The organism is Streptomyces doebereineriae, from assembly GCF_031845645.1.
In the GTDB taxonomy this organism is placed as follows: Bacteria; Actinomycetota; Actinomycetes; order Streptomycetales; family Streptomycetaceae; genus Streptomyces; species Streptomyces canus.
Genome location: NZ_JAVREZ010000009.1, coordinates 424,156 through 430,585 on the forward strand (window position 1 = coordinate 424,156; position 6,430 = coordinate 430,585).

Here is a 6,430-nt window from a genome sequence, read left to right on the forward strand (position 1 = left end):
CCGTGTCCCCACCCCGGGGTTCCTGGTCAGCGCGGCACGGACTGGGCCGTAGGGCCTTCCCGGCAGATCAGCAGGAGCGCGCGGTCGTCGTTGACGTCCTTCGCGACCGCCTCGATCAGGTGCCACGCGGCACCGTGGAAGCCGCCCGCCACATAACGGTCGGCCTCGCCCGTCAGGCGGTCGATGCCCTCCACTATGTCCCGGTCGGACGTCTCGACCAGACCGTCGGTGAAGAGCATCAACACGTCACCGGGCCGGAGCGAGCCCTTCACCGGGTCGAACTGGGCGCCGTCGTAGACCCCGAGGAGCGGGCCCTCCGCGGCCTTCTCCTCCCACCGGCCGCTGCCCGCGCTGAGCTGCAGCCCCGGCGGATGGCCGGCCGAGTAGAGCTCGTAGTCGCCGGAGTCGAGGTCCAGGACCAGGTGGATCGAGGTCGCGAAACCCTCGTCCCAGTCCTGGCGGAGCAGATAGCCGTTCGCGGCGGGCAGGAAGGCATGCGGGGGCAGCGAACCGAGCAGGCCGCCGAACGCCCCCGACAGCAGCAGCGCACGCGATCCCGCGTCCATGCCCTTCCCGGAGACGTCCGTCAGAACGACCTCCATCGTCCGGCCGCCGTTGGTACGGGCCGCGACGACGAAGTCTCCGGAGAACGACTGCCCGCCCGCGGGACGCAGCGCCATCTCCCGGTGCCAGCCCTGCGGCAGCTGCGGCAGCTTGCTCTGCACCCGGATGCGTTCCCGCAGGTCGAACAGCATGGTGCCGCCGCGCCGCCAGGGCACACCGACCCGGCTGCGGAACTGGGCGATCAGCAGGCCGAAGAAGCCACAGGCGGCCACCACCAGGACCACGCCCGGGGTGACCCGGGACGGTCCCTCGGTGTACGGCCCCAGCTGTACCGACTCCACGATCAGGGCCGTCGCCGCCGCCGCGTACAGGCCGAGCAGGCTCGCCGGGCGCAGCAGCAGTCCGCCGGCGACGATCGGCAGGACCAGCGCGGCCGGAGAGCACCACACCGAGTTCATCAAAGTAATGGCCGCGATCACCGGGACGGTCAGGAGCAGACCGGCCAGCGCGACCCAGTCCGAGCCGTCGCCGCGGAAGTAGTCCACGGCACTTCTGCGCAGGCCGACGCGGACCCGGTGCCATTGCATCCTCAACCGGGCCGTGAACGTCTCGGCTTCAGCGCGCCGCTCTCGTCCTGCTGCCATTAGTTCGGGACCTTATCCGTCGAACCCCCTGCTTGGCACAGGAGGTACGACTTGTCCCCCGTGCGAGGTTCAACTTCACAGTCTCCGGGGGGCCGTGCACGCCCCGGCCGGCGACGGGTGCCGGGGAAATTCCCTCGCTCGTCCCGCAATGCCCTGGTAGGCATGGTTCATGGGGACTGACTTGCGGGTGCTTCGGCAGGACGAATGGGACGAGTGGTACGGCAACCTGATCCGCGCCTTCGGCGGGGTCCCGGAGTCGGCCGAGGAGCGGGAGCTGTGGCGTGAGCTCAGCGTGGACGACCGGTTCATCGGCGCCTGGGACGGCGAGCGGTGTGTGGGCACGGCGGGGGCGTTCGCCTTCCGGATGACCGTGCCGGGCGGCGCCTCAGTGCCCGCCGCCGGCGTCACCATGGTCGGCGTGGCCGGCACGCACCGGCGGCGCGGGGTGCTGACCTCGATGATGCGGCGCCAGCTGGACGACGTACGGTCCTGGGGCGAGCCGCTGGCGGTGCTCACGGCCTCCGAGCCGGTGATCTACGGCCGGTTCGGGTACGGCGCCGCCACCTATCACGTCAACGCCGACATCGACACGACCCGGGTGCGGCTGTCCGTGCCGCCCGGCACCGACGACGTACGGCTGCGGTACGCGGCACCCGCCGACGTGCTCGACGCGTGCGAGGCGGTGTACGCCCGGCTCGTGCCGCGGCGGCCCGGGATGATCGCCCGGGTCCCCGGCTGGGAGCGGCTGTGGCTGCTCGACCCGGAGAGCGACCGGGACGGCGCCTCACCCCTGCAGTGCGTGGTCGCGGAGCGGGACGGGGAGGTCGTGGGGTTCGTGCGGTACCGGGTCAAGGCGGACTGGGAGCCGGCCGGGCCCAGGGGCACGGTGGTGGTCTCCGACCTGGAGGCGCTGGATCCGGCCACGCACGGCGCGCTGTGGCGGTTCCTGTTCGACCTCGACCTCACCTCGCGGATCGACGTGCGGCGGCGGCCGGTCGACGAGACCTGGCAGTACCTCGTCTCCGACGTCCGGCGCTGTTCGCTGCTGGTGCGGGACTCGCTGCATGTGCGGCTTGTGGACGTCGGGGCCGCACTGGAGGCACGGACGTATCAGACGCCGGTGGACGTGGTGTTGGAGGTCGAGGACTCCTTCTGCCCCTGGAACTCCGGGCGTTGGCGGCTCAGCGGGGACGCGAAGGGCGCGTCGTGCGACCGTACGACGGACCCGGCCGATCTCGTCCTGTCCGTAAGGGAGTTGGCGGCCGCCTATCTCGGCGGCGTGAGCCTCGCCTCGCTGGCGGGGGCCGGGCTGGTGCGGGAGGTGCGGCAGGGGGCGTTGGCCGAGGCGGCGGTGGGGTTCGGGTCGGCGGTGGCGCCCTGGCTGCCGCACGGGTTCTAGGCCCCGCTCAAGGTTTCTGGCAGGCCGGGCACCAGAAGAGGTTGCGGGCGGCGAGATCGGCGGTGCGGATCTCGCCGCCACAGATGTGGCAGGGCAGATTGGCCCTGCGGTACACGTAGACCTCGCCGCCGTGGTCGTCGACGCGGGGCGGGCGGCCCATCGCCTCCGGGGTGTGCTCCGGGCGGACGGTGTCGATGCGGTTGTTCCGCACGCCCTCGCGCATGAGCTCGACGAGGTCGGTCCAGATCGCGTCCCACTCGGCGGAGGTGACGTCCTTGCCCGCGCGGTAGGGGTCGACGCGGTGCCGGAAGAGGACCTCCGCCCGGTAGACGTTGCCCACGCCCGCAATGACCTTCTGGTCCATCAGGAGGGCGGCGATCGTCGTACGGCTGCGGGAGATCCGCTGGTACGCGACCTGCGGGTCGGCGTCCGCGCGGAGCGGGTCGGGGCCGAGGCGGTCGTGTATCGACTGTTTCTCGGTGGGGGTGATCAGGGCGCAGGTCGTGGGGCCGCGGAGATCGACGTACGCCGTGGTGTTCGCGAGGCGGAGGCGGACCGTGTCGGTGGGCGGGGGTGCGGGGGTCGCGCCGAAGGCGACCTTGCCGAAGAGGCCGAGGTGGATGTGGATCCAGTCGGTGTCGCGGAAGCCGAGGAAGAGGTGTTTGCCGTGGGCTTCGGTGTGGGTGAGTTCGGAGCCGGTGAGGAGGGCGGCGGCGTCCGAGAACTTGCCCTGGGGGCTGGTGACGCGGGGTTTCGTGCCGGTGAAGGCTTCGGCGTAGTCCTGTGCCAGGCGGTGGATGGTGTGCCCCTCAGGCACGGTGGCTCCTCTGTTGTGTGTCGGGGGTGAGCGCCGGGGTCTTTCTCGCCCCCGCCGCCCCTACCCGTCCCATCCCCAGGGGGCGCCGCCCCCTTCGACCCCGCCCCAGGGGCTCGGCCCCCGGACCCCCGCTCCTCAAACGCCGGAGGGGCTGAATTGCTACTGCTGGGGGTGATGTGCCGGGATCGGGGGCAGGTCACCCGTCGTCTCGTAGTCGGCCAGCATGTCGATGCGGCGCTGGTGACGCTCGTCGCCCGAGAACGGTGTCGCGAGGAAGGTCTCGACGAACTTCGTCGCCTCCTCCGCGGTGTGCATGCGAGCGCCCACCGCGACGACGTTGGCGTTGTTGTGCTGGCGGCCCAGCGACGCGGTCTCCTCGCTCCAGGCGAGGGCCGCCCGGACGCCCTTGACCTTGTTCGCCGCGATCTGCTCGCCGTTGCCGGAGCCGCCGATCACGATGCCGAGGGCATCGGGGTCGGCAGCCGTGCGCTCGGCGGCACGGAGGCAGAAGGGCGGGTAGTCGTCCTGGGCGTCGTAGATGTGGGGGCCGCAGTCGACCGCATCGTGACCGGCCGCCTTGAGCCAGTCGACGAGGTGGTTCTTGAGTTCGAAGCCCGCATGGTCGGAGCCGAGATACACGCGCATGGGATGAGTGTGACACGGCTGTTTCGGGGCAGCAGCCCCGGGTGTCAGCCAGGAAAACCGTGAACCCAACAATGGAACCTCAAGCAAACCTCAAGTAACGATCTGGATTCAAAGGTTCACGAACTTCTTCGCCTCCGATTCACTGGACCGGCCCGTACACCGCTCGTACGGGATCCCCACACCCGGCACGAAGGAATTCCCCGTATGACTGGTCTCCAGGCCGGACTCAAGAACCGTCACCTCTCGATGATCGCCATCGGCGGTGTCATCGGAGCGGGCCTTTTCGTGGGCTCCAGCTCCGGTATCGCCACCGCCGGACCCGGCATCCTGCTGTCGTACGCGCTCGTCGGCACGCTGGTCGTCCTCGTGATGCGGATGCTCGGTGAGATGTCCGCCGCGAATCCGAACTCCGGCTCCTTCTCGGCACACGCCGACCGGGCGCTCGGGCGCTGGGCCGGTTTCTCCATCGGCTGGCTTTACTGGTTCTTCTGGGTCGTCGTGCTCGCCGTCGAGGCGACCGCCGGCGCCAAGATCCTCGAAGGGTGGATACCCGCCGTACCGCAGTGGGGGTGGGCGCTGATCGTGATGGTGGTGCTGACCGCCACCAATCTCGTCTCCGTCGGGTCCTACGGCGAGTTCGAGTTCTGGTTCGCCGGAATCAAGGTCGTGGCGATCGGGGCGTTCATCGTCATCGGCCTGCTCGCGGTGTTCGGTGTCCTGCCCGGTGTCGACGCCGACCAGGCGGGGCTCTCCAACCTGACCGACCACAGCGGCTTCCTGCCGAACGGGCCCGGCGCCATCCTCACCGGTGTACTGCTCGTGGTCTTCTCCTTCATGGGCAGCGAGATCGCGACGCTCGCCGCCGGTGAGTCGGAGGACCCGCAGCGGGCCGTGACCAAGTCGACCAACAGCATCATCTGGCGTATCGCGGTCTTCTACCTGGGTTCCATCTTCGTCGTCGTCACGCTGATCCCGTGGGACTCCAAGTCCATCCAGGACAACGGCTCCTACGTCGCCGCGCTCGACTCCCTCGGGATCGCGCACGCCGGTCAGATCATGAACTTCATCGTGCTGACGTCGGTGCTGTCCTGTCTCAACTCCGGTCTCTACACGGCCTCCCGGATGGCCTTCTCGCTCGGCGAGCGGGGCGACGCGCCCAAGGCGTTCGCTCGGGTCAACGGCCGGGGTGTGCCGATGGCCGCGATTCTCGCGTCGGTGGTGTTCGGCTTCGTCGCCGTCTTCTTCAACTACCTCTCCCCCGACAAGATCTTCCTCTTCCTCGTCAACTCCTCCGGTGCGGTGGCCCTGTTCGTGTGGCTGGTCATCTGCTTCTCGCAGCTGCGGATGCGGAAGATCATCCAGGCCGAGGCGCCGGAGAAGCTGGTCGTGAAGATGTGGCTGTACCCGTATCTGACCTGGGCGACGGCCGCGTTGATCGTGTTCGTCCTCGGGTACATGCTGACCGACACGGAGCACGACGGGCGGGAGACCGTGCTGCTGTCGCTGCTCGTCGCGGCGGTGGTGCTGGTCATCGCCGTGGTGAAGGAGAAGGTCGGGCGCGGGCGGGCGACCGCCGCCTCGGCCGGTGAGGTGACGGACAAGGTCTCCGTCGGCTGAACAGGCGTGTGATTGGGGCCCCGTGGCGTGTGCCGCGGGGCCCTTCGCGTGTGCGTTGTGCGTTGTGCGTTGTGCACTCACAGCACGGTGAAGCTGTCTTTCACCTTCTCGTACGTCTTGAGGGCCTGCGTCTCCGTGTCCGGCTGGTACCAGGTGTTGATCTGGTACGACTTGTCGCCCGCGTTGAAGCCGAGCAGCTGGGCGTGCCAGGGGATGCCGTCGAGGGTGAAGGTGTACTCCCACACGACCGCGGGGTGATCGCGGAACGTCGTCTCCTCCAGGCGGATCTTGGCGTAGTCCTGGCCCTGGTGGGCGTTCTGCTCGGAGGTCCGCCAGGTCTCCATCAAGTCGCCCCGGGCGAGGGACGACTTGGCCGCGAGCTCCTGCTTTCCGTCGGGCGAGGTGTAGTGGACCTCCGCCCCGGTCTTCACGTCCCGCCGCCAGCCGGTCGGGGTCGCCCACGCGAACCCACCGGCCTCCTCGTGTGCGCCGGGCGGGAGCGAACGGGGGCGGGAGGTGCCCTCGACGGTGGAGGACGGGGTGCCGGCGGGGGTGGAGGCGCCGGATTCCGGGGCGGAGACGGAAGCGGAGCCCGAGGCGGACGGGGAGCCGCCCGCCTTGTCGTCGCCGGGCGAGCCGGAGGTGGTGGCGAGGATGATCGCGACCACGGCGGCACCTGCGGCGACCGTGCTTCCGGCGGCGACCAGGGCGGTTCGGCGGCGGCCGCGGTGGCGGGTGGCGGGG

General features: G+C 70.0%; 5 protein-coding genes and 1 pseudogene. 2 read left to right on the plus strand and 4 right to left on the minus strand.

The window, feature by feature from the left end; genetic code table 11:
* Positions 1-26 precede the first annotated feature (26 nt).
* On the minus strand, positions 27-1,208 hold the full coding sequence (locus RNB18_RS27095) for a PP2C family protein-serine/threonine phosphatase (protein WP_311716704.1): 1,182 nt from the start codon (positions 1,206-1,208) through the stop codon (positions 27-29).
* Between the two features lie 169 nt (positions 1,209-1,377).
* Between RNB18_RS27095 and RNB18_RS27100 the strand changes: the two genes are divergently transcribed.
* A complete protein-coding gene (locus RNB18_RS27100) occupies positions 1,378-2,607 on the plus strand; it encodes a GNAT family N-acetyltransferase (protein WP_311716705.1) in 1,230 nt (409 codons plus the stop codon).
* A 7-nt stretch (positions 2,608-2,614) separates the two neighbouring features.
* Here the strand turns inward: RNB18_RS27100 and RNB18_RS27105 are convergent, their stop codons facing one another.
* Positions 2,615-3,424 carry an Fpg/Nei family DNA glycosylase gene (locus tag RNB18_RS27105; RefSeq protein WP_311716706.1) on the minus strand — a complete coding sequence of 270 codons (810 nt, stop codon included), beginning with the start codon at positions 3,422-3,424 and terminating at the stop codon, positions 2,615-2,617.
* 159 nt (positions 3,425-3,583) lie between these two features.
* Positions 3,584-4,069, minus strand: a complete 486-nt coding sequence (locus tag RNB18_RS27110) for a ribose-5-phosphate isomerase (RefSeq protein ID WP_311716707.1) — start codon at positions 4,067-4,069, stop codon at positions 3,584-3,586.
* 204 nt (positions 4,070-4,273) lie between these two features.
* On the opposite strand from RNB18_RS27110, the gene RNB18_RS27115 reads away from it, so the two are divergent.
* Positions 4,274-5,686, plus strand: coding sequence for an amino acid permease (locus tag RNB18_RS27115; protein WP_311716708.1), 1,413 nt, complete (start codon positions 4,274-4,276; stop codon positions 5,684-5,686).
* A gap of 77 nt (positions 5,687-5,763) precedes the next feature.
* On the opposite strand, the pseudogene RNB18_RS27120 reads toward RNB18_RS27115, so the two are convergent.
* A pseudogene (locus RNB18_RS27120) lies at positions 5,764-6,430 on the minus strand (serine/threonine protein kinase); the annotation flags it as partial.